Below are 23,346 nucleotides of genomic sequence, written 5' to 3' on the forward strand. Positions count from 1 at the left end.
CGGTCCTTTTTTGGTTTTGCTGATTATCAGGCTGTTGATTGGAACGGATGACACTATTCTTTAAACAAAAGAAAAAAACTGCAACTAGAGTATCTAAACTGCATCCAAATGCCGAAAGATACCCTTGGAAGCAATTTCACAGTTACTTCTCTTATTAATATAATTTTTGTCATTTGGATCATCGAAATAAGTAAATCTGTTTCCATTTTTTTATCCTAATACATCTTTGACTTCATCGGGCGGTCCAAAACGTCTCAAGGGGCTAGACGCTGGAGCTGGACAATTCTCGAGGTAAATTCCAAAAAAAGAGGCGGACTCAAATGGCCGCCTCTCTTCTTGTTTTATGCTTCTAGGCTTGCCATTGGTCCAAAAAATTCAAAGTGAATTCGGTCTTCTGTTACACCTAATGCTTTTAAGGAAGAATTGACTGCTTTCATAAATGGTACCGGGCCGCAAAAATAGAAGTCTGCTTGGTCAAGATCAATATTTTCCTTGAGCCATTTTTTGGTAATATATCCTTCCACATCAAAGCTGTTACTCTGGCGGTCTTCTTCGGTTGGCTGGTCGTAGAATACGACAGAATTCACCTTTGCTTTTGCTGCTGTTGCTGCTACTTCTTCCTTCAGGGCATGCACTTTTCCGTTCAGGGCTGCATGAATAAAGGTAACTTCTTTTTCTGGATTCAACTCCGCTACGGTGTTCAGCATGCTGACCATTGGAGTCAGGCCAACACCGCCGCTTAGCAAGACAACGGGTGTATCCCTTTCTGTATCAAGGAAAAAGTCGCCTGCTGGTGCACTAATTTGCAAAACTTCGCCTTCCTCTACACTGTTGTGCAAGTAATTCGAGACTTTGCCATCCGGAGTTTCGATGCCAGCTTCTTTTTTTACGCTGATACGATAATAGTCTTTTCCCGGTGCATCAGACAAACTGTACTGGCGAATATGGGTAAACTCTTCGCCTTCGATCTCTAACTTGATGCTAATATACTGTCCTGGCTTGAATGAAGCAAGTGCCTTACCGTCAACCGGCTTCAAATAGAAAGAAGTGATGACTTCACTTTCCTCAACCCTGTTCGCAACAATAAATGGACGGAATCCCTTCCAGCCGCCGTTTTGACTTGCAGCTTCATCGTACATTTCCGCCTCGACAGAGATGAATGCGTCTGCGATCACGCCATATGCTTCGGTCCATGCATGGATAATTTCATCTGTAGCCGCATCTCCAAGAACTTCCTTTATTCCTAGCAGCAAATACTTTCCAACGATTGGGTAATGCTCTGGCAGGATGCCTAGACTGCGATGCTTATGAGCGATCTGGTTCACAACCGGCAGAATCATTTCAAGGTTATCGATGTATTTTGCAGCAGCATAGACAGTACCTGCAAGTGCTCTTTGCTGTCTGCCCTGCTTTTGGTTTGCATGGTTAAAAATGTTCAGTAACTCTGGATGGTTTTCAAACATTCTTTTATAAAAAACGGTCGTAATTTGTTCTCCGTGCTCTTCAAGGACTGGTACTGTCGATTTAATGATGTCAATTGTTTTTTGATCTAGCATGTCAAACACTCCCTTATGATGTATGTCCATATTTTGTAGTTTACCTTATTCCCATAGTGATTATAATAAATTATTTCCGCAAACTAAGTGATGCAAATCACACTATAGTAAAATAGTTCTTTAGAACGATAACACAGGAATTAACCTAAATTGTTGACGAGTAGATAAGAAAAACCGGGCAAAAATCGCATGGTTCTTTTTTGGGTTTGGCTGATAACCGATTTTCACCCCAAATACTCACAGGATCGGTTTTTTTGGTAAGAACTTAGAACCTGTCAAAATAACGGGGCTTTCTTGACAACTTCCCGCTCTACACCTCCAAACCTGTCAAAATAACAGGGCTTTCTTGACAACTTTTTGCTCTACATCCTCAAACCTGTCAAAATAAATTTGTCCAGCACCAGCACTTAGCCCAATGCTTAGGCAAGCCGTTTGCCGCTAACTCCTTGAGACGTTTTTCGCCTTCGTGTCTATCAACAAAAAAGATTCGTTTAAGATTATTTGGCTCCATGCCTCGATTTTCCTGCAATTGCAAAAAAAGGGTAAACATATAATCTCTGATATTAAAAAAATAAAAGCACTGCCTAAGCAGTGCTCTCTCCACCATTTCTAAAGCTGAAACCGTTCTTCAAGAACAGTAACTTCCTTGATTCGTTGTCTATTCAATTCAAAGCAGATGCCAGGCCTGTCTGGCACTTGGATCATTCCGTTTTCCACCTCAATCTCAGGCTGAATGATATCTGTTCTCAATAGCGGTCTGATCCAGAGATATCGCCTGGGATTGTAAATCCAGGAAGTGAAGCAAGCGCAATATTATGTGCTCTTGAAATGCCGAATTCCATCATGCCCCCCGCCCAGACAGGAATGCCTTTTGAGTGGCAGTAATCATGGATTTTTTTTGCTTCGCCAATCCCACCGACCCGGCCAACTTTTATATTGATGACGCCGCAGCTGGCAAGTTCGATTGCATTCTTGGCGTCTTCAAAAGTAACGATACTTTCATCCAGGCAAATGTGGGTTTTGAGTTGGTACTGAAGCTTGGCATGATCAAGAATATCATCATCAAAAAGTCTTTCAGCATATGGTAAGCGGTTTGCACCGTTTCCTCCGTATACCATGGAGATGAAAATGCTACCCCTTCCCCATATCCAATAATGCCATTACGATCCCACTTCTATAATGATCGCTTCCCTGTCGGTCACCGACTCTAAATGAGTCATGAAGGGCTGCTTCAATTGCATGTTAATCACCTTTAAATGGACGGATTTAATGTTCACTTTCGTCACGCTCCGCTTCCAGCCATTCACGCAGAGTGCGTCTTAGTAATTTCTTTGCAGCATTGCGCGGCAGGCGGTCAACAAAGTAAACCTTTTTCGGAACCTTATATTTGGCTAATTTCCGTTCACAAAACGCAAACAAATCTTCCCCTCGTAGTCCCGATTCTTTTTTCACAATAAAAGCGACAGGCATCTGTCCCCATTGCTCATCAGACATTCCAATCACGCCGGCATCAGCAACCCCGGGATGGGACTGCAGGACGCCTTCAATCTCAGCGGGATAAACATTTTCTCCGCCAGAAATAATCAAATCGGAACGGCGGTCCAGAACATATAGGAATCCTTGATCATCTATATAGCCTATATCGCCTGTATAGAGCCAGCTATCACGGATTTTATCAGCTGTTTCTTCAGGGCGATTCAAGTACCCGGCCGTCACGTTTGGACCTTTTACAATAATTTCCCCCTCTGCACCAGGCGGGACTATTTCGCCAGCATCGTTGACGATTTGAATTTGATTAGGGAACAATGCCTTCCCAGCAGATCCCAGCCGTTCCATGTTGTATTCAGGTGACAATGTTACCACTTGTGACGAGGTTTCTGTCATCCCATACGTTTGAAATACAGGGATCTCTTTTTCCAAACAGGCTTGAAGTAACGGCAATGTAGCTGGCCCTCCACCCAACAGCATGCAGCGGAAGGAATCCGGCAATTTGTTTTCGCCCATTCGGTCGATGATCCGCCTTAACATCGTACTGACAACCGACAGAATCGTTATGTCGTATCGCCCAATGTCTTCGAGTACCTTTTTCTCATCAAAGGAAGAATGTAAGACAATCGGCATTCCATATATTTGTCCTCTCATTAAAATCGAATAACCGCTGATATGGAAAATCGGCACAGTACAAAGCCATTTATCATGAACATGTAATCCTAGGTTAAGCGCAGAAGCATTCGTGCTCCACCAATGATTTCCATAAGTTTGCATGACGCCTTTCGGATTGCCGGTCGTGCCCGATGTATACATGATAGAAGTAACTTCATTCAGCTCGTACTCGTCAAGAATGAAGGGAGTTATTCCGTTTGTTTCTAACAAGTCTTTGGTGCTAATCTTTCTTGCATTTGCAGGAACTTCTGACACCTTCCCATTGAACCGTGTTTCGTACACAAGTACCGTCGCTTGGCTATCATCCAGCTGCCAAACCAGCTCTTCTGCTGTTAGGCGATGGTTCAAAATAACCACCCTGATTCCTGCCATTTGTAAAGCGTATAAAATAAAGACAGCTTCCGCTTGATTGGAAAACAGCACAGCAGCTGTTCCACCCTTTTTCAGACCCAACGCTTCCAGTTTTCCCGCGTACCATTTTGCCTTTTCAAACACTTGTTGATAGGTATAGGCATGTTCTTCAAAGATTAGCGCTACCCGGTCCGGAGATAGCTCAGCCCGCTTTTTCAGCCAATTCGGCATCGTTTCAGCCATGGTTGTCATCCTTTCTCTCTATACTAAAACAGCTTGATGGAAGGCCATCAAGCTGTGTCAAACTTCATAATCAAGGGAACCTAGGAAACTGGCCAAAGTTTGGCTTGCGTTTTTCCTTGAACGCATCGCGGCCTTCCTTCGCTTCATCTGTTGTGTAGTAAAGCAAGGTTGCATCTCCTGCCATTTGCTGAAGTCCGGCAAGCCCATCCGTATCAGCGTTCATTGCAGCCTTCAGGAAACGAAGTGCAGTTGGGCTCTTTTCGAGCATTTCTTCACACCATTTGATCGTTTCCTCTTCAATTTGAGCAAGAGGCACAACTGTGTTAACTAGGCCCATCTCCAAAGCTTCCTGTGCATTGTACTGACGGCAAAGGTACCAGATTTCACGAGCCTTTTTATGACCTACAATTCTTGCGAGGTAGCCTGAACCATACCCTGCATCAAAGCTTCCTACTTTAGGACCTGTCTGGCCGAAAATAGCATTATCCGCCGCAATAGTCAGGTCACATACGACATGGAGCACATGGCCGCCGCCGATTGCATAGCCTTTTACCTGTGCGATGACTGGTTTAGGGATAACCCGAATCAGGCGCTGCAGGTCCAGGACATTCAAGCGGGGAATTTCGTCTTCGCCAACGTACCCACCATGTCCGCGCACCTTCTGGTCTCCGCCAGAGCAGAATGCATCGTCTCCAGCCCCAGTAAGGACAATTACGCCAACACTCGAATCATCACGAGCAAAAGAAAATGCATCGATCATTTCCATAACTGTTTTAGGACGGAAAGCATTGCGCACTTCTGGACGGTTAATAGTGATTCTTGCAATGCCATTATATGTTTCATACAGAATATCTTCGTAATTGCGTTCTGACACCCACTCAACTGTCATTTTGATACCCCCTATTATGTATTCAACAAAAACTCACTTACTATTGTACCAAATTTTTGTTGCTCTTCCACATGAATTGCATGTCCACATCCATTTATCGTCAAATTTGTCGATTTCGGCAGTTTTGCCGCCATGTCGGCGGCTATTTCGCAAAATTTATCATCAAGCTCTCCTGTAATCAGCAGGGTGTCAAAATCAAAGTTCACGAGCGCATCCCACCAGGACGGCTGTTTACCAGTTCCCATACCCCGCAGGCTGTTTGCCAGCCCGACTGGATCATTCTTCAGCCTTTGACTTCTTATTTGTTCCCTTACTTTTTCCGGCAGATTCTGTTGTGATTGAAAAAGCGGGATCGATTGCCAAAAATCGATGAATTTTTCTATGCCTTCCTCTTCCATTTTGACTGCCAATTTTTCGTCCTGTATGATTCGTGCTTGACGCTCTTCAGGCGTTTTCAGTCCAGGTGTCGTGCTCTCAAGAACGAGTTTCCTTACTCTTCCAGGATACAGACTAGCAAAAGCAATCGCTATCCGACCGCCCATTGAGTAGCCAAGCAAGTCTACTTTTTCAATACCGAACTGATCTAAAAGAACCTTAAGGTCATTTGTTGCCTGCTTGATATCATATCGCTTCATATCGCCTGGCGATTCAGTCTCTCCATGCCCAATGAGATCCAACAACACCAATTCTGAATGCTGTCCCCATACCGGACAAAACGGCTTCCATGTAGAAGCCGCTCCGGTAAAACCATGAAGCAATACGAGCGGAAATCCGCTGCCGTATCGCTCGACATGATACTGGATTCCATTAATCATCGTTTTCAAGTTTCATCACCTTTTACCATTGCGCTTATTTCCCGGGAAACAGATTTCCACAAATTTCGATGTTCGGTCATGTTCGACTCCCTTGTTGTGCGAATTTCCATTACCTTCAAGCCTTCAACGTGCTGGTTTTCGGTAAATGTCTTGGAAAAATGCGTCCAGTCTTTTATCAGGTCGTATTTTCCTTTGTACATTGCAACTACATGACGGAAATCAAGATCGAGCGGAGTGCCAAAAAGCATCTCGAAATGCTTTGGTTCATTTGCCTGGGGCAGGAAGGAGAAGATTCCTCCGCCATTATTATTAATTAGTAAAATGTTAATATTGATAGCATATAATTTTGACGCCAATAGCCCATTCAAGTCATGATAGAAAGTTAAATCCCCGAGCACGAGGTAACATGGCTGCGATACACTCGCTACCCCAATGGCAGTAGACACAATTCCGTCGATGCCATTGGCTCCTCTGTTGGCCATGACTCTAATTTTCTTTTTATTGAACAGAAAAAAGGAATCGAGGTCGCGGATCGGCATGCTGTTGCCGACGAATAGAGTCGCACCTTCAGGAAGCATTTCATTTAGCAGATGGAACAGCTTGCCTTCACTCAATTCCTCCGTATCGGCAATTCCGATTAGCTGGTGCCTTGCCGTATCGTTTAACGCAAGCCACTTATCCAAGTAAGCAGTTTCAGGAACATAGTCGACCAAACTGCTGATCTTCTCACAAAAAAGTGCTTCATCACAATAATACATATCGTTAGCTGACATAGTAGGTTCACGCCAGCCGGCACCACTATCAATCACAATCTGCCGGGCATGGCGGTTCTCTTTGATAAAGATGGTCAGCGCCTTTGACACAGGCATCGCACCAAAGCGGATGATCACATCGGGTTTTAATGCTTCCTTTGCGTCTTCGTTACGCAAAAACGCATCATATGTATCGACAATATGCCTTCCGTCATGTTCACCGCTGCGCAGCTGTGATAGCGGGTCGGCGATTATTGGGAATTTCAGGATGTCTGCAAGTGCCAATACGCGTTCAGTAAAATCATCGCTGTCAATTTGCCCGCAGACGATCATCCCGTTTTTATAGACTGCAAGCTCTTCCGCAATCCTTGCAAACATGGCATCTGATAAACTGATACGTCCGGTTTGGATTTCGACATATCTGCCAGTACGATCAGTCAGTTCGAACAATTTTTCATCCAACTTCGGAATCAATGGTTCCCTGAACGGAAAGTTCAAATGGACTGGTCCCTGCGGATAACTAGATGCTGTTGCAACTGCTCTGCTACAAACAGTACGAGCATAGCGAATCATTTCCTCTGTTTTGTCAGGCAGCGACATCTCTACAAACCATTTAACATTCTTACCATACAAATGGATTTGGTCGATTGCCTGCGGCGCTCCGACATCGCGCAGTTCATGCGGCCGATCAGCTGTCAGAACGATCAGCGGAACCCTTGAAATACGTGCTTCTATGACTGCAGGGTAATAATTGGCCGCGGCCGTTCCAGATGTACAAAGGAGTGCGACGGGTTTTCGGGTTGCCTTGGCAATTCCGAGGGCGAAAAAGGACGCAGAACGCTCATCAACGAGAATATGGGTTCTCAGCTCAGGATGCTCTGCGATCACCAGTGCCATTGGCGTTGATCTCGAACCAGGACTGATAACAACATCCTTCACTCCAGTTATGGATAATTCTGCAACAAATGCAGCAATATACGCTGTTAAATCTTGCTGGTCACTCATGTTATCTTTCCTCCAAGCGCTGTAAGCATCGGCCGGAACTTGATGCTAGTTTCTTTGTATTCACTTTCGGCATTTGAATCTGCCACGACTCCACATCCGGCAAATAAGGAAGCCTCTTTCCCCTGAATCAGTCCAGACCTAATCGCTACCGCAAATTCGCCGTTTCCCTGATAGTCCATCCAGCCAACCGGTGCCGCGTACAGTCCTCTGTCCAACTGCTCCATTTCCCTAATTTTCTCGATAGCTGCCTGTTTTGGCAAACCTCCAAGAGCTGGAGTCGGATGGAGCCTGTTTACAAGGTGAAGAATCGATGTGCCTGCCCGATTTTTACCGATGACTGGGGTATACAGATGCTGGATGTATTTCATCTTCATTAACACAGGCTGTTCTGGAAGAAGGACCTCATTACAGGTTTCCTCCATCGCCTCTTTGATCATTTCCACAACATATTGGTGTTCCATCAAATTTTTCTGATCAGATAAAAGTTCACTGCCAAGCCTGTCATCTTCTTCAGGCGTATTCCCCCTTGCAATTGAACCTGCAAGGCATGCTGAATACAGGCTGTGCCCTTCTTTTTTGACCAGCCTTTCGGGTGAGGCACCGATAAAACAATCGTTATTGGATTCTAAAACAAATGTAAAGCTGTCGTTCTGATGATCTAAAAGATTCACCAGAACCCTTTCTGCCTGAACTTCTTCATCGAAATGCAGTCGTAGTTCCCTGGCGAGGACAACCTTTTTCAGTTCGCTTTGTTTCAAATCTTTCACGACATGTGTGATCGCCTGCTTCCATGCTTCCGGCTCGATTTCCACCATTTTCTTGAGTTTTGGCTGAGCGAATGACTGTTTCATGGCTGCCTTCGAGAGTACTTCTTGGCGTTCCCTAGACACCTTCTCAAATAAAGTAAGATCATCATGATGGGTACAAATGACGTTTGTCGTTAGAAACATCTCACCATTGCTCAAAGTCAGCATATATTTTGGAATTTGAAACAATGCTTCAGGAAACTTCGACCATAAAGCAGTTCCCTGTTTCTGCGGGTCAAAGGAGAAGCCTCCGAACAAAGTCGGGCCCATTCCATTGCGCTGGTATTTATTAATGATTAGTGCGGAATCCATGAAGCGCTTCCACTCTTTTTCAACATGAAAAAAGCGGTCAGCTGCCTGATCCGACTGAATTTGACCGCAAATCCCCAATCCCGCAAGGACTAGTTTTCCCTCAGGATCCTTCCAGAAAAAACGTTCTCCTAAGTACTTTTCCCGTCCTGCAGCAAAAAAATCAACTGGATCGAGATGCTCTATTTTATGAACCTCGCTCACCAAAATCGACTGTGATCGTCCCTTGGCACGCGCTATTCCATTAAAAATTCCCTGTTTTAGTTCCGTTTCCTGAATGGCAACCAAAAAAATCCCCCCAATAACAGCCTCTCCACTGTTATCAAACGTTTAAAAGCTTATTTTAAGATACACCTCATACCTCATGATGTCAATTATAGCAGGCTTTTTAGCGGAAAAGCTTTGCATAAAACTGGGGAAATCCCCTGCTTATACGTGAAAATACTAATTGACAGTGGATATGTGAATATCTACACTTATAATTGTAAGGGAATTTAGCTGATATGGGCATGGTGTTTTTGACAATTTTCGTTCTTTTAGATAAAATAGTAAGGTTTGATAGATTGATACTAAGGGAGAGAATTAGATATGCAATCACAGCTACAGCATAATTCTTCGCCAACAGTGGAGAAAGCAAGCTGGAAAGTCTGGTGGCAATTAACCCGTCCTCATACTTTGACTGCCGCATTTGCTCCTGTGCTTCTCGGCACTGCTTTAGCGATAGAAAACAGCGGCCGCATCCATTGGGGTATGTTTCTGTCCATGCTCGTCGCTAGCCTGTTTATCCAAGCAGCAACAAATATGTTCAATGAATATTATGATTTTAAACGCGGACTAGATAACGAGAATTCTGTTGGAATTGGCGGTGCAATTGTCCGCCATGGGATTCAGCCCAAAACAGTCTTGAATCTAGCGTTCAGCCTTTATGGAATTTCCGTATTACTCGGTGCCTATATCTCCATTAGCACAAGCTGGTGGGTCGCAGCTGTCGGAGTTGTCTCCCTGGCTGCCGGTTATCTATACACAGGCGGTCCGCTGCCAATTGCTTATACTCCATTTGGCGAGCTTGTGTCTGGATTTTTTATGGGTATTTTAATCATATTGATCTCGTTCTATATTCAGACTGGAACCGTTACGTCGACCAGTGTACTCGTATCGTTCCCGAGCTTTTTGCTAGTTGGGGCAATCCTGCTTGCCAATAATATTCGCGACCTTGACGGCGACAAAGAGTTTGGCCGAAAAACGCTCGCCATCCTGCTTGGAAGGACTGGCGCCATCCGCTTGCTTGCGGGCATGTTCGCTTTATCTTATATATGGGTAATTGGCCTAATCTTTGCGGGTGCCGTATCACCATGGCTGGCGATTGTCGCACTTAGCATTCCGTCAGCAATCAAAGCAACTAAAGGGTTTATTGGAAATTCCAATCCTTTGCAAATGATGCCAGCAATGGCTGCAACGGCAAAGACCAACACGATCTTTGGTCTGCTTTTATCCGTCGGCATTTTCCTCAGCTTGTTGTAAATTATTCGAAAAGCTTCTGTCCTTGGACCGAAGCTTTTTCTATGTTTCCCTTAATGATGAGTGGGTATTAAATACATACAACTCGAATGAAGAAGGATGTGTAATCGTGCTAATAAAGGACCAGCTCCATAACTTGAAGCAAGCACTTCTATCTGAAAAAGAAACACTTCAATCTCAAATAAATCAGAATGAAGAGGAAGGATATCTTAATGACAGCCAACAAGAACTTTCTTCCTATGATAACCATCCTGCCGACAGCGGCACAGAGCTGTTTGAGCGCAGCAAAAGCTTGGCGATCGATGAACACCATGGTGACCAGATATCCAAAGTGGAGAACGCCCTGCAGGCGATTGAGGATGGAACATACGGAAAATGTGCCGAATGCGGGAAAGATATTCCATACGAACGACTCGAAGCAATTCCCTACACGTTATATTGCGTCGAACACTCACCGGAACAGAAAATATCAAATGAACGTCCAGCCGAAGAAGACGTATTGGAATACAGCCACGAAGCGGATTTTGACAGAAGGCAGAATGAGGAGACGACAGATAATAGGAATAGCTTCCATGATGTAGCTGAATTTGGAACCTCGGAAACACCTTCCGACTTTACAGGAGACCACGGAGACTACAGCAAGCTTTACATTGATAATGAATCTGAGCGTGGATTCACTGAAGACTATGAAACCTTCAGCGCCACAGATATCGAAGGCGAGGACCGGAAAGTATTCGAAAGCGACAGCGAAAAGGATTATGAAGAAAAGCTCGACGAAACGGGAATGGAGTCCGAACTAGGCGACATCCCTTACAAACAAGAAGATAGTTATGTAGAGGAACGAAAAAAGAATAAGAAATAAGACAAATCAGGCCAAACCGTCTCCGGTTGGCCTGATTTCTATACTTTCAAAGCAGAGTGAACTTTCCAGATGTCATCTGCATATTCTCTGACCGTTCTGTCGCTAGAGAAATATCCGGATTGAGCAATATTAACTAAACTCATCCGCAGCCATTTGCCCCGGTCTAAATACTTTCGGCTGACTTCCAAATGTGCCTCTGCATAGGAAGCAAAGTCCTTCAGCACAAAATATTGATCATTATGCCCGAGCAATGTGTCATATACTTCATTGAAGTGATTGTCCGTATCAGGGAAAAATCCATTCACTAGCTGATCAACGATTTCCCGGATCCTTGCGTCGTGGTGATAGTACTCAAGTGAATGATAGCCGCCGTTATTTTGGTAATCGAGCACTTCCTCTGCACTCAATCCGAACAGGAAGATGTTCTCCCTGCCAACCCTCTCCGTAATCTCTACATTGGCCCCATCCAGCGTTCCCAATGTTAAAGCTCCGTTCATCATGAATTTCATATTACCTGTTCCGGAAGCTTCCTTGCTCGCCGTTGAAATCTGCTCACTGATATCCGCAGCCGGAAAAATTTCTTCGGCCAGGGAGACACGATAATTTTCAAGAAAAACGACCTTCAGCTTATCTTTCGTCGCCGGGTCCTTGTTCACCTTATCCGCAACACTGTTTATGAGTTTTATTACTTTTTTAGCAAAATAATACCCAGGGGAAGCCTTAGCGCCAAAAATGAATGTCCGCGGAGATAACAGAGCATCCGGGTCTTTTTTCAATTCATTATACAAATGCATGATGTGCAGCACATTCAACAGCTGCCGCTTATAAGCATGAAGCCTTTTTACCTGTACATCAAAAATCGACTCTGTATCAATCTCTATCCCTGTTTTGTCCAAAATCGTCTTTGCTAGCCGTTCCTTATTCCTCTGCTTTATTTCATGCAATTTACCCAAAAAGACTGAATCAGTGTTGTAGCGCATCAACTCCGCCAGCTTATGCGGTTCCCCAATCCAATCTGGTCCAATTGCATCGGTAATCAATCCTGACAACCCTGGGTTTGCCTTCAGCAGCCAGCGGCGATGAGTAATGCCGTTCGTCTTGTTATTGAATCGCTCAGGATAAAATTGATAAAACAAGTTCATTTCCCGATTTTTCAAGATTTCCGTATGCAGTTTTGCCACTCCATTAATGCTGTGACTGCCGACAATTGCAAGCGGAGCCATTCTGACCTCGCCATGAGCGATGACTGCCATCCTTTCCACCCTGTCCCAATCTCCCGGATATTGCTTCCATACCTCCTTACAGAAACGCTCGTTGATCTCCTCAATAATCATGAAGATTCGCGGGAGCAATGGCTGAAAAATCCGCAATGGCCACCTTTCCAATGCCTCAGCAAGCGTTGTATGGTTCGTATAAGAAAGCGTTTGTACAGTAATACGCCACGCTTCATCCCAGCCAAGCCCCTCATCATCCATGAGAATCCTCATTAACTCAGGGACTGCAATCGCGGGGTGAGTATCATTAATGTGGATGCTCACATAATCTTGGAACGCTAGCAAGCTCTTATTCTTCTTTTTAAACGATTTAACAATCGCCTTCAGGCTAGCGGCAACAAGGAAATATTGCTGCTTCAGCCGAAGGATTTTTCCTTCATCATGAGTATCATCCGGATATAAAAACTCCGAGACCGATTCCGTCTCTTTCTTATATTTAAAAATATCTGCATGAGCCGGAAATCTCGCCGGCTCGGCATTCCAGAGGCGAAGGGTGTTTACCGTCTGAGTATGATAGCCGATGACCGGGAGATCGTATGGAATCGCCATTATCGGCTCGGCATTCAGGTGTCTGAAAACGAGTCGGCCATTTTCCATTCTCGTCTCAATTTCTCCCCAAAAAGGAATCTCCACTGCATCATCCGTCTTGCGCACCTCCCAAACATGGCCGTGTCTGAGCCATTGTTCCGGAAGTTCCACCTGATAGCCATCAACGATTTTTTGCTCAAACAAGCCATGCTTGTACCGAATTCCCAAGCCATGTCCAGGCAAATCAAGCGATGCAAGCGAATCAAGGAAACAGGCGGCAAGACGGCCAAGACCGCCATTGCCAAGACCAGCGTCTGCCTCGATTTCCTCCAATTGATCGAGTTCAATCCCAAGTTCCCTTAGCCCCTTGCACACGACCTCTTCCACACCTAAATTAAGCAGATTATGTCTTAACAGCCGTCCAAGCAGAAATTCGATCGACAAGTAATACACCTGTTTTTTCGCTCCAGCACGATATAGTTCATTTGTTTGAATCCAATCAGCACTCACATATTCCCTGATCATATGCCCAAGAGTTTGAAATTGCTCCTGGCTCGTACTTTCTTCAAAGCTTGTTCCAAACATCATCTCGAGTTTTTTCAAGAATGCGGTTTTGAATTTGGGAACACTAGAAAACATGCGTTTCACTCCTTGAGATGAGATCAGAATACAAGTCATTGTATTGTCTTGCTGACTGAGCCCAGCTATAGTCTGTTTCCATCGCTTTAGCCATCAGCTGTTGCCATTTTTCACGCTGCTGGTAAATCGACAAGGCTCTTTCAATCGTAAAAAGCATATCATGGGCATTAAAGTTTGCAAAAGGAAAACCATTGCCCTGTCCGTTCTCCTCATTATACGGCTGGACCGTATCGTTCAGCCCGCCCGTCTCTCTGACAATTGGAATCGATCCATAGCGCATCGCAATCATCTGACTCAAACCGCAAGGCTCGAACTTTGATGGCATCAAAAATAAATCCGATCCTGCGTACACCTGATGCGCTAAATTTTCATCAAAACCAATATAGATCCCACACTGGTCTGGATACTGTGCAGCCATGTCCCTGAAGAACTGCTCAAACTCATGGTCACCGGTGCCAAGAACAACTAACTGCAAACCCGTTGTCATGATTTCATGGAAAACTTCCTTGACCAATTCAAGGCCCTTTTGCTTCGTAAGCCTTGTGATCATCGCCATGACCGGTGTATCCTCCTTTAACGGCAAGCCAAAACTGGTCTGTACCTGAAGCTTGTTGATCACTCTCCGTTCAAGCACCCCTGCTCCAAAATTGGCGGCCAGACCTGGATCACTTTCGGGGTCATAAGCATCATGATCAATCCCATTCAAAATCCCCGTTAGATTCTCCTGTCTTTTTCTCAACAGTCCATCCAATTTTTCACCAAAGTACTCGGTCTGAATTTCCTCCTTGTAAGTAGGGCTGACAGTCGTAATACGATCCGCTGCGATCAATGCAGCTTTCATGTAGTTAGCCATCCCGTAAAACTCCAGCTGTTCCTTATTGAAATAGGAGCTGTCAATTTGTAGCAAGTCGTCAAGCACTTCCCGCGGGAAGATCCCTTGAAATTGAAGATTATGAATCGTGAACACCGAGCGGATCGATCCATACCCGGAACGCTTATGGTACTCTGTCCGTAGCAAGAAAGGGATCATACCGGTATGCCAGTCATGGCAATGGATCACATCTGGATAAAATTCACTTTCGCCGATGAACTCAAGAACAGCTTTGCTGAAAAAAGAAAATCGCTCCCCATCATCATAATGGCCATAAAGACTATCCCGATTAAAGTAATATTCATTGTCCACAAAGTAAAATGTGACGCCATCCTGTTCAAGCGTTTCAATGCCGCAATATTGCGCGCGCCAGCCTAACTGCACAGTAAACTCTTTCCCTTTTTTCATCTCAGTCCGGAACTTTTCAGGGATCAATCCATATTTCGGTAATATTACCCTCACATCTATTCCTAATTTTTTCAGTTCTTTTGGAAGAGATCCCGCCACATCTGCCAGACCTCCTGACTTGATGAAAGGAACACATTCTGAAACTGCAAATAACACCTTCACGACTTGCTTCCCACTCCCTGGACCGTCCCTTTTCGGATGACGGCTGGTGCATCGGCTGGCGCTGTGATAACCGTTCCTGCCTCGATTCTAGCATCTTTATCCACGATGACTGATTCCAATAGACAATTCTCCTTTATTTGCGTTTTTTGCATGATAATACAATTTCGAACCACTGTACCCTTCCCGATTTTCACTCCTCTTCCAATGATGCTATTTTCAACGGTCCCCTCAATTACCCCCCCATTGGCGACCATTGAATTTTTTACCGATGCATCGACCTCATACCGGGTTGGAGGCTCATCCTTCACCTTTGTCAAAATTGGGCGTTCTTTCGGGAATAACTCCTTCCAAACTTCAGGTTTAAGCAAATCCATGCTTACATTGAAATAATTTACGATTGAATCGACCATCACTGCGTAGCCTTGATAGTCGTAATAACAAAGCTGGAACTGACTGCTCGTATCCCTGGCAGCATCTCTCATATTGAAATAGCCGGTTTCATTCCTTGTCTTAATCAAATCCATTAGCAAAGCTTTTTCTACAAGATAAATGCCGAGTGATTTTCCGTTTTTCTGAACCTCAGTAATATCGCATCCCGACTGGATATGCCAGTCAAGCAGCGGCTGGAAATCCATATTAAAAACCGTATAGGAATTCGCAATAATCGCATAGTCCTGTGTACTCCGTTCAAAATAGTCAATGTTATCGGCAAAGTGATCCAATGTTCCAATTCCTGTATAATGATTTCCTGTATTTGACGCAGGAAAAAAAAACAAGCCATCCCTTTTTCGGTTTAAATCCCAATTCCTTCCTGAACCTAAATGATCCATCAGCGACCGGTACTGGTATTTTGGAAAAATTGCCACGCTCTCGATTCCTGAATTCACCAAATTGGAAAGAATAAAATCAATCAGCCTGTAACGTCCGCCAAAGGGAATTGCTGCTACCGATCGATGCAGAGACAAATCCTCAAGATCTTCGTGAACGGTTGTCGCATCTATTACTCCCAATAATCGTTTGTTCATTTCTATATCCTCCCGAAGTCATCTCAATTGGATTGCAATTCACCAATTGTTTCTTCCGATACTAATGTAATTTCATTGCTATCCGCATCCGGCCTAATGATTGTTCCATCCGGGACATACACGCCTGGCGACACAATTGCCTTCTCAATCACACAATTAAGGCCAATGACAGCTTCAGGCATAATAACTGTTTCCTTGACAACAGCCCCTTTTTTCACCGTCACGCCTTGGAACACAACTGTCCTAGAAACTGCCCCCTCTATTTTGCAGCCTTCATTGACCAGCGATTCTGAAACAGTTCCTTCTGGGCAAATATATTGGGGTGGCTGATTCGGGTTCACGGAATAGATTCGCCATGACTGATCAAACAAGTTTAAATCACAATCCTTATCCAATAAATCCATGTTCGCTTCCCACAAGCTCTGAATCGTACCAACATCTTTCCAATATCCTTTGAATGGATAGGCAAATAATTTCATTTTCTTTTCTAGTAAAAGTGGAATAATATCTTTGCCAAAATCATGGCTTGATTCTGGATTCAGGTCATCTCTTATCAGATATTCCCTTAAAACACTCCAGTTAAATATATAAATCCCCATCGAAGCAAGATTATTTTTCGCGTTGTCAGGTTTTTCTTCAAATTCCGTTATTCTAAGCTCGGAATCTGTATTCATGATTCCAAACCGATTGGTCTCATCCCAAGGTACTTCGATAACAGAAATCGTCACATCCGCGCCTTTTTCCTCATGATGTTGGAGCATTAATTCATAGTTCATTTTATAAATATGGTCACCTGAAAGAATCAAAACGTATTCAGGATTATATTGATCGAGATAATTCAAATTCTGAAAAATAGCGCTTGCCGTGCCAGAGTACCATTTAACTTCGGAACTTTCCGCATAAGGCGGTAGCACAGTCACTCCGCCATCCTTCCTGTCAAGGTCCCATGCACTACCAATCCCAATATAGGAGTTGAGCAGAAGCGGCTGGTATTGTGTCAACACACCCACTGTATGGATTCCTGAGTTCGTGCAATTGCTTAACGGGAAATCGATAATCCGGTACTTGCCGCCAAAAGGGACGGCGGGTTTAGCTAGGCTCTTCGTCAGTGAATGAAGACGGCTTCCTCTTCCTCCTGCCAACAGCATTGCCACGCACTTCTTCTTTTGCATGAATAGTTCTCCCCTTTCTTTTGATAACAGGGCGTAACACGGAGACACCGAATGGAGAAATACTCATCTCTATAGAAAACGGCCTTCCATGGAAAGCTATTTCTTTAGCTTTGAGAACCTTTTTATTGATCACACCCGAACCTCCAAATGCTGCCGCATCACTGTTCAAAATTTCTCGATATTCACCGGACTTTGGCACTCCAATTCTGTAATCGCTGTAAACTCTCTCTGTAAAATTACATACGACAAGCAGAACCTCATCTGGATTCTGCCCTTTCCTTATAAAAGAAAAAACAGATTGGTCGCGGTTATCCGCATCAATCCATTCAAAGCCATCATGGCTCTGGTCGATTTCATAAAATGGTTTCGAACGCTTATACAATTTGATCAATTCTTTTGTATACACGTTCACTTTTTCATGCAGGTCATACTCAAACAGATTCCAATCAAGTTGCTCCTTGTCCTTCCATTCCGCGAACTGGCCAAATTCCGTTCCCATAAAAGTCAGCTTCTTGCCGGGATGGGCAACCATGAACCCAAGCAACAGCCGGAGCTGCGCAAACTTTTGCCAGTAATCACCCGGCATTTTATCCAGCAAGGATCTCTTTCCATGGACGACTTCATCATGGGAGAAGGGAAGAATAAAGTTCTCCGAAAAAGCATAATGCAGGGAGAAGGTAATCCTATCATGGATATACTTCCTATTATGGCTTTCCTCCTCCATATACTTTAATGTGTCGTTCATCCACCCCATATTCCACTTGTATGTAAATCCAAGACCGCCATATTCCACTGGGGCTGTCACCTGCGGCCAGTCGGTCGAATCCTCTGCAATCATCAACGCTCCTGGCTCAAAGTCCCTTACCGCTTTATTCAGCTTCTTTAAAAATTCCACTCCAAATTGGTTTGCTGTCTGATGGGAATTTGGCCAATAAATGATATTTGCCACTGCATCCACTCTGAAGCCGTCAATATGGTATTTCTCCAACCAGAAAAGTGCGCTTGAGATTAGGAAGCTTTGTACCTCCGTTTTTCCGAGGTCGAAATTAGCTGTTCCCCAAACCATATTCTCTCGGTCATTTTCACGCTCGTACTCAAAAGCATAACCACCATCAAATTTGTACAGCCCATGTGCATCCTTGCAAAAATGGCCGGGAATCCAATCAAGAATTACACCAATGCCATTTTGATGGCATAAATCCACGAAATACATAAAATCATGCGGAGTACCATAACGGCTGGTAACAGAAAAATAACCGGTAGATTGATAGCCCCACGACATATCGAGCGGATGCTCAGTTAAAGGCAATAGCTCAATATGTGTATATCCATGTGAAAGAATATAAGGAATCAGCTCATCTGCAAGCTCACGATAGGTAAGATACGATCCATCAGTCTGTTTTTTCCAGGAACCTGCGTGAAGCTCATAAATGAACATAGGCATTTCAAGCGTGCTCTGCCGCTCCCGCTTTTGCAGCCATTTCTGGTCCCCCCATTGGTATCCATCAAGGGAATAAACGACTGAAGCGGTATTTGGCCTCACTTCTGAAAAGAAAGCAAACGGATCAGCCTTCAGCTTCTTCTCCCCGTCCGCAGTCAAAATCTCATATTTATATATAGCCCCAGTCAGATCACCCTCAACGGCAAGTTGCCAGACACCTTCCAGATTCACCTTGTTTAATTGATCGTTCTCCCCATTCCAATGGTTAAAATCACCCACAAGCCTCACTTCAGACGCATTCGGAGCCCACACACAAAATCGAGTATATGTTTCCGTCCCTCTTTTCATGACATGCGCACCAAACAATTTATAACTTTGATACAGGTTGCCTTCATGAAACAGATGCAATTCAAACTCTGTAGGATAAATCACCATTGCTATCGCCTGCCTTTTTTAAAACGATTAAAATTCCTTATTTCAGTACTATTCTAGTTACAAGAAAAAAACCCTTGTAAATTTTTTCAAAATTTTTCGACAATAATACTTATTATATCAGAAAATTCGACAAAATACACCGGCATAGCAACAATTAACGTACTAATTCTTCCAATTTCGCCGAAATATGTGGAACGAAAGTTAGCTATATACCCGGATAAAAACAGTTCGCAAAAAAAATTGTGTGAGATGTCATAAATTGTACCTGTAGGACCAGATTTGCAGGGATAGACGGAAAGTTGTCCGAACTTGGGGCTACTTCGGACTGCTTTCGTGGAAAAAGGCGGAAAGTAGTCCGAACTTGGGACTACTTCGGACTGCTTTTGCTGGAAAAGACGGAAAGTAGTCCGAACTTAAGCCTTCTTCGGACTGCTTTTGCTGAAAAAGCCGGAAAGTAGTCCGAACTTGGGCCTACTTCGGACTGCTTTTGCGTAAAAAGGCGGAAAGTAGTCTGAACTTGGGGCTACTTCGGACTGCTTTTGCAGGAAAAGACGAAAAGTAGTCCGAACTTGGAGCTACTTCGGACCGCTTTTGCTGAAAAAGACGGAAAGTGGTCCGAACTTGGGGCTACTTCGGACTGCTTTTGCTGAAAAAGACGGAAAGTAGTCCGAACTTGGGACTACTTCGGACTGCTTTTGCAGGAAAAAAAGAAAAGTAGTCCGAACTTAGGGCTACTTCGGACTGCTTTTGCTGAAAAAGACGGAAAGTAGTCCGAACTTGGGGCTACTTCGGACTGCTTTTGCTGAAAATGCCGGAAAGTAGTCCGAACTTAGGGCTACTTCGGATTGCTTTTGCGGAAAAAGACAAAAAGTTGTCCGAACTTGGGGCTACTTCAGACTGCTTTTGCGAGAAAAAAAGAAAAGTTGTCCGAACTTGAGCCTTCTTCGGACTGCTTTCGTCTATTTTTATTTTATCCTCTTATAGGTATACTAATTCCTTCTGTTTCTTCAAAATTAATCTAACAGAGGAAAATTAAACACTACATCACAATTTTTTGAGAATAATTTTTAACTTAGGATATAGTAAGATTCCAAAAAATATGCATAAAAAAAAACCGTTAGCATAATTGCTAACAGCTTTTCTTATGACCCCTACGGGATTCGAACCCGTGTTACCGCCGTGAAAGGGCGGTGTCTTAACCGCTTGACCAAGGGGCCTTGTGGCGGAGAAGGAGGGATTTGAACCCTCGCGCCGGTTACCCGACCTACACCCTTAGCAGGGGCGCCTCTTCAGCCTCTTGAGTACTTCCCCATAAAAATGGCTCCGCAGGTAGGATTCGAACCTACGACCGCTCGGTTAACAGCCGAGTGCTCTACCACTGAGCTACTGCGGAATAATATAAAAAATGGGCCTAAGTGGACTCGAACCACCGACCTCACGCTTATCAGGCGTGCGCTCTAACCAGCTGAGCTATAGGCCCTTATGGAGCGGGTGAAGAGAATCGAACTCTCATCATCAGCTTGGAAGGCTGAGGTTTTACCACTAAACTACACCCGCAAAAAATGGGGCGACTGATGGGAATCGAACCCACGAATGCCTGAACCACAATCAGGTGCGTTAACCACTTCGCCACAACCGCCATATTATTATTAAATATTCATTTAAATAAGGTGGCTCAGGACGGAATCGAACCGCCGACACAAGGATTTTCAGTCCTTTGCTCTACCGACTGAGCTACTGAGCCGCTATCATTTTTCCTAAACATGGTTAGCAATAAGTCCTATACTCAAAAGTTCTTATACTTTTTCGCAAGTTGCAGCAGAAGCACAATTTCCTCTACCGACTTAACTAAACCAAATTAAAATGGCGGTCCCGACCGGGATCGAACCGGCGATCTCCTGCGTGACAGGCAGGCATGTTAACCGCTACACCACGGGACCAAAGTTACTTCAAGTACAAGACTTGAAATAACTTTCATGATTGCGGGGGCAGGATTTGAACCTGCGACCTTCGGGTTATGAGCCCGACGAGCTACCGGACTGCTCCACCCCGCGATAATATTAATCAGATAATTTACACTTAGAGAAACAACTCAACTGGTATAACTTGAGCGTATTCCGATAAAGAAAACTCCTTGCTACACGCTAGACAATACCAATTATGGAGGAGGTAGAGGGATTCGAACCCCCGCGCGGTGTTACCCGCCTGTCGGTTTTCAAGACCGATCCCTTCAGCCAGACTTGGGTATACCTCCATTATTTCATTCAGATAAAATGGTGGACCTTGTAGGACTCGAACCTACGACCGGACGGTTATGAGCCGTCTGCTCTAACCAGCTGAGCTAAAGGTCCAGGATATCCTAGATTGAATAGGTTCAACCAGATTAAATTTGGTAGCGGCGGAGGGGATCGAACCCCCGACCTTACGGGTATGAACCGTACGCTCTAGCCAGCTGAGCTACACCGCCAAATATTTTTATAAGAATTTTATGGTGGAGCCTAGCGGGATCGAACCGCTGACCTCCTGCGTGCAAGGCAGGCGCTCTCCCAGCTGAGCTAAGGCCCCTAAAATATAAGACTGATCGGGAAGACAGGATTCGAACCTGCGACCCCTTGGTCCCAAACCAAGTGCTCTACCAAGCTGAGCTACTCCCCGATTAAGAGAAAATATCATGGCGCGCCCGAAAGGAGTCGAACCCATAACCTTCTGATCCGAAGTCAGACGCTCTATCCAATTGAGCTACGGGCGCATAAATAGCACATTCGCTTACTTGGTAGTGCCGAGGACCGGAATCGAACCGGTACGGTAGTCACCTACCGCAGGATTTTAAGTCCTGTGCGTCTGCCAGTTCCGCCACCCCGGCTTAAGAAATATGGAGCGGAAGACGGGATTCGAACCCGCGACCCCAACCTTGGCAAGGTTGTATTCTACCACTGAACTACTTCCGCATTATATAAAGTTACTTTGACGTAAAAAACTTTGGTGCGGGTGAAGGGAGTCGAACCCCCACGCCTTGCGGCGCCAGATCCTAAGTCTGGTGCGTCTGCCAATTCCGCCACACCCGCATATTAAAATTGTTCCGATAAAGCAAAATATTAGAAAGTTATTTTCGCTATCACGAATTAAGGAAGTTTATTTTCGCTGTCGCGAATTAAGGAAGTTTATTTTCGCTGTCGCGAATTAAGGAAGTTTATTTTCGCTGTCGCGAAAAAAACTTAGTGAGCCATGAAGGACTTGAACCTTCGACCCTCTGATTAAAAGTCAGATGCTCTACCGACTGAGCTAATGGCTCGTACAAATGGTGCCGGCAAGAGGACTTGAACCCCCAACCTACTGATTACAAGTCAGTTGCTCTACCAATTGAGCTACACCGGCGTAATAAAGGAAGTTTTTTCGCTAGCGCTAAAACGCTAAGGAATTTTTTTCGGTGACGCGAAAAACGTTAAGAAAATTATTTTCGCTATCGCGAAAAATTAAGGAAGATTATTTTCGCTTACGCGAAAAATTAAGGAAGATTATTTTCGCTTACGCGAAAAAATCTTGGTGGAGGATGACGGGATCGAACCGCCGACCCTCTGCTTGTAAGGCAGATGCTCTCCCAGCTGAGCTAATCCTCCATATGTATGCCCGGCGGCGTCCTACTCTCACAGGGGGAGACCCCCAACTACCATCGGCGCTGAGAAGCTTAACTTCCGTGTTCGGTATGGGAACGGGTGTGACCTTCTCGCCATCGCCACCAGACAATTTTCAAAGACAATAATTATTATACTGTCTTTCCTTCATTTTGCAAGAGAATTTTAAAGATAATTTACTTTGTAAACATCTTTATTCCCTCAAAACTAGATAATGTGTAAGAAGAATTCAAGAAGAACGAGTGATTGTTGTCTAGCTCCGGTTCTTAGCCTTCGCTTTTCTTTTTGGTTAAGTCCTCGAACGATTAGTATCAGTCAGCTCCACACGTCACCGTGCTTCCACCTCTGACCTATCAACCTGATCATCTTTCAGGGTTCTTACTAGCTTGCGCTAAGGGAAATCTCATCTTGAGGGGGGCTTCATGCTTAGATGCTTTCAGCACTTATCCCGTCCGCACATAGCTACCCAGCGATGCCTTTGGCAAGACAA

General features: G+C 44.5%; 13 protein-coding genes, 21 tRNA genes, 2 rRNA genes and 1 pseudogene. 2 read left to right on the forward strand and 35 right to left on the reverse strand.

Annotated elements, in window-relative coordinates; genetic code table 11:
* Positions 1-341 precede the first annotated feature (341 nt).
* From hmpA to J2S25_RS06305, 7 genes and pseudogenes are all read right to left on the reverse strand, one after another.
* Positions 342-1,556, reverse strand: coding sequence for an NO-inducible flavohemoprotein (gene hmpA / locus J2S25_RS06275; RefSeq protein WP_307191535.1), 1,215 nt, complete (start codon positions 1,554-1,556; stop codon positions 342-344).
* Between the two features lie 609 nt (positions 1,557-2,165).
* Positions 2,166-2,797: pseudogene (locus tag J2S25_RS06280) on the reverse strand (enolase C-terminal domain-like protein).
* A gap of 25 nt (positions 2,798-2,822) precedes the next feature.
* On the reverse strand, positions 2,823-4,313 hold the full coding sequence (locus J2S25_RS06285) for an o-succinylbenzoate--CoA ligase (protein WP_307191536.1): 1,491 nt from the start codon (positions 4,311-4,313) through the stop codon (positions 2,823-2,825).
* A 70-nt stretch (positions 4,314-4,383) separates the two neighbouring features.
* Entirely contained in the window at positions 4,384-5,202 is an 819-nt protein-coding gene (gene menB, locus J2S25_RS06290; protein WP_044395770.1) for a 1,4-dihydroxy-2-naphthoyl-CoA synthase, read from the reverse strand.
* 14 nt (positions 5,203-5,216) lie between these two features.
* On the reverse strand, positions 5,217-6,026 hold the full coding sequence (menH, locus tag J2S25_RS06295) for a 2-succinyl-6-hydroxy-2,4-cyclohexadiene-1-carboxylate synthase (protein ID WP_128721576.1): 810 nt from the start codon (positions 6,024-6,026) through the stop codon (positions 5,217-5,219).
* Positions 6,023-7,774, reverse strand: a complete 1,752-nt coding sequence (menD, locus tag J2S25_RS06300) for a 2-succinyl-5-enolpyruvyl-6-hydroxy-3-cyclohexene-1-carboxylic-acid synthase (RefSeq protein ID WP_307191537.1) — start codon at positions 7,772-7,774, stop codon at positions 6,023-6,025. The genes menH and menD overlap by 4 nt, the downstream gene beginning before the upstream one ends.
* Complete coding sequence (locus J2S25_RS06305; RefSeq protein ID WP_307191538.1) at positions 7,771-9,177, reverse strand: isochorismate synthase; 1,407 nt, start codon at positions 9,175-9,177, stop codon at positions 7,771-7,773. Before J2S25_RS06305 ends, menD begins: the two co-directional genes overlap by 4 nt.
* 300 nt (positions 9,178-9,477) lie before the next feature.
* Here J2S25_RS06305 and J2S25_RS06310 point away from each other — a divergent pair, with 300 nt between their 5' ends.
* Together J2S25_RS06310 and J2S25_RS06315 are read left to right on the forward strand one after the other, a co-directional pair.
* Positions 9,478-10,410: a 1,4-dihydroxy-2-naphthoate polyprenyltransferase gene (locus tag J2S25_RS06310; protein ID WP_307191539.1), complete on the forward strand. Its 933-nt coding sequence runs from the start codon at positions 9,478-9,480 to the stop codon at positions 10,408-10,410.
* Positions 10,411-10,516: 106 nt separating this feature from the next.
* Positions 10,517-11,269: a TraR/DksA C4-type zinc finger protein gene (locus J2S25_RS06315; RefSeq protein ID WP_307191540.1), complete on the forward strand. Its 753-nt coding sequence runs from the start codon at positions 10,517-10,519 to the stop codon at positions 11,267-11,269.
* Between the two features lie 38 nt (positions 11,270-11,307).
* Here the strand turns inward: J2S25_RS06315 and J2S25_RS06320 are convergent, their stop codons facing one another.
* The 28 genes from J2S25_RS06320 to J2S25_RS06455 all read right to left on the reverse strand — a co-directional run.
* Complete coding sequence (locus tag J2S25_RS06320) at positions 11,308-13,710, reverse strand: glycogen/starch/alpha-glucan phosphorylase (protein WP_044395760.1); 2,403 nt, start codon at positions 13,708-13,710, stop codon at positions 11,308-11,310.
* Positions 13,700-15,151, reverse strand: coding sequence for a glycogen synthase GlgA (glgA, locus tag J2S25_RS06325; protein ID WP_307191541.1), 1,452 nt, complete (start codon positions 15,149-15,151; stop codon positions 13,700-13,702). Before glgA ends, J2S25_RS06320 begins: the two co-directional genes overlap by 11 nt.
* The gene (locus J2S25_RS06330; RefSeq protein WP_307191542.1) at positions 15,148-16,176 is read right to left on the reverse strand and encodes a GlgC family sugar phosphate nucleotidyltransferase; all 1,029 of its coding nucleotides are present in this window, start codon (positions 16,174-16,176) and stop codon (positions 15,148-15,150) included. The genes glgA and J2S25_RS06330 overlap by 4 nt, the downstream gene beginning before the upstream one ends.
* Positions 16,177-16,199: 23 nt before the next feature.
* Positions 16,200-17,348, reverse strand: coding sequence for a glucose-1-phosphate adenylyltransferase (locus tag J2S25_RS06335; RefSeq protein ID WP_044395754.1), 1,149 nt, complete (start codon positions 17,346-17,348; stop codon positions 16,200-16,202).
* Positions 17,266-19,224: a 1,4-alpha-glucan branching protein GlgB gene (gene glgB / locus J2S25_RS06340; RefSeq protein ID WP_307191543.1), complete on the reverse strand. Its 1,959-nt coding sequence runs from the start codon at positions 19,222-19,224 to the stop codon at positions 17,266-17,268. The genes J2S25_RS06335 and glgB overlap by 83 nt, the downstream gene beginning before the upstream one ends.
* Before the next feature lie 1,145 nt (positions 19,225-20,369).
* Positions 20,370-20,441: transfer RNA gene (locus J2S25_RS06345), tRNA-Glu, on the reverse strand.
* Between the two features lie 3 nt (positions 20,442-20,444).
* A tRNA-Ser gene (locus tag J2S25_RS06350) sits at positions 20,445-20,535 on the reverse strand.
* A gap of 7 nt (positions 20,536-20,542) precedes the next feature.
* Positions 20,543-20,617, reverse strand: a tRNA-Asn gene (locus J2S25_RS06355).
* Positions 20,618-20,630: 13 nt separating this feature from the next.
* Positions 20,631-20,704 (reverse strand) — tRNA-Ile (locus J2S25_RS06360).
* A gap of 3 nt (positions 20,705-20,707) precedes the next feature.
* A tRNA-Gly gene (locus tag J2S25_RS06365) sits at positions 20,708-20,781 on the reverse strand.
* Positions 20,782-20,787: 6 nt separating this feature from the next.
* Positions 20,788-20,863: transfer RNA gene (locus J2S25_RS06370), tRNA-His, on the reverse strand.
* Between the two features lie 32 nt (positions 20,864-20,895).
* Positions 20,896-20,968, reverse strand: a tRNA-Phe gene (locus tag J2S25_RS06375).
* 120 nt (positions 20,969-21,088) lie between these two features.
* Positions 21,089-21,164: transfer RNA gene (locus J2S25_RS06380), tRNA-Asp, on the reverse strand.
* Between the two features lie 40 nt (positions 21,165-21,204).
* Positions 21,205-21,278, reverse strand: a tRNA-Met gene (locus J2S25_RS06385).
* Between the two features lie 107 nt (positions 21,279-21,385).
* A tRNA-Ser gene (locus J2S25_RS06390) sits at positions 21,386-21,478 on the reverse strand.
* A gap of 20 nt (positions 21,479-21,498) precedes the next feature.
* Positions 21,499-21,575 (reverse strand) — tRNA-Ile (locus J2S25_RS06395).
* A gap of 39 nt (positions 21,576-21,614) precedes the next feature.
* Positions 21,615-21,691 (reverse strand) — tRNA-Met (locus J2S25_RS06400).
* Positions 21,692-21,713: 22 nt separating this feature from the next.
* Positions 21,714-21,789, reverse strand: a tRNA-Ala gene (locus J2S25_RS06405).
* Between the two features lie 16 nt (positions 21,790-21,805).
* Positions 21,806-21,879 (reverse strand) — tRNA-Pro (locus tag J2S25_RS06410).
* Positions 21,880-21,896: 17 nt separating this feature from the next.
* A tRNA-Arg gene (locus J2S25_RS06415) sits at positions 21,897-21,973 on the reverse strand.
* A gap of 28 nt (positions 21,974-22,001) precedes the next feature.
* A tRNA-Leu gene (locus J2S25_RS06420) sits at positions 22,002-22,087 on the reverse strand.
* Positions 22,088-22,097: 10 nt separating this feature from the next.
* Positions 22,098-22,172, reverse strand: a tRNA-Gly gene (locus tag J2S25_RS06425).
* A gap of 32 nt (positions 22,173-22,204) precedes the next feature.
* Positions 22,205-22,289, reverse strand: a tRNA-Leu gene (locus J2S25_RS06430).
* A gap of 154 nt (positions 22,290-22,443) precedes the next feature.
* A tRNA-Lys gene (locus J2S25_RS06435) sits at positions 22,444-22,516 on the reverse strand.
* A 7-nt stretch (positions 22,517-22,523) separates the two neighbouring features.
* Positions 22,524-22,599, reverse strand: a tRNA-Thr gene (locus J2S25_RS06440).
* 166 nt (positions 22,600-22,765) lie between these two features.
* A tRNA-Val gene (locus J2S25_RS06445) sits at positions 22,766-22,841 on the reverse strand.
* 8 nt (positions 22,842-22,849) lie between these two features.
* Positions 22,850-22,965 (reverse strand): 5S ribosomal RNA (gene rrf / locus J2S25_RS06450).
* 176 nt (positions 22,966-23,141) lie between these two features.
* Positions 23,142-23,346: ribosomal RNA gene (locus tag J2S25_RS06455) — 23S ribosomal RNA — on the reverse strand; the annotation flags it as partial.

The organism is Mesobacillus stamsii, from assembly GCF_030814065.1.
GTDB lineage: Bacteria > Bacillota > Bacilli > Bacillales > Cytobacillaceae > Mesobacillus > Mesobacillus stamsii.